This is a genomic window from Pseudomonas sp. SIMBA_068, assembly GCF_046534705.1.
Lineage (GTDB): Bacteria > Pseudomonadota > Gammaproteobacteria > Pseudomonadales > Pseudomonadaceae > Aquipseudomonas > Aquipseudomonas putida.
This window is the reverse complement of the sequence record NZ_JAWRYI010000922.1, coordinates 1-258: the sequence shown is the minus strand read 5'-3', so window position 1 is coordinate 258 and position 258 is coordinate 1. Positions and strand designations below refer to the sequence as shown.

The following is a 258-nucleotide window of genomic DNA, read 5'->3' as shown; positions in this document are numbered from 1 at the left end:
CACCATGAAGAAGGCTTCCTGGTTGTCCAGCGTGGTGATGCTCGGCGTGGAGAGCACGTTAGAGCTGGAGTCGTTTTTAACCGCCTGCACCAGCGCCATCCAGTCGCCTTTCACCACACCAACCGCCGTACCGCTAAAGCCGGAAAGAAGCTGAGCAAGCGTGGAGAGATCGCCGTTAGTATCCGGATTTATGGTGGTAGCGCCGTTTTCACTGATTACCGTCGAGCCTTTCTGCGGTTTCGCCTGAGAAATGGCTGC

1 pseudogene is annotated in these 258 nt (G+C 56.2%); it reads right to left on the bottom strand.

Annotated elements, in window-relative coordinates:
• Positions 1-258: pseudogene (locus SB756_RS32085) on the bottom strand (hypothetical protein); the annotation flags it as partial.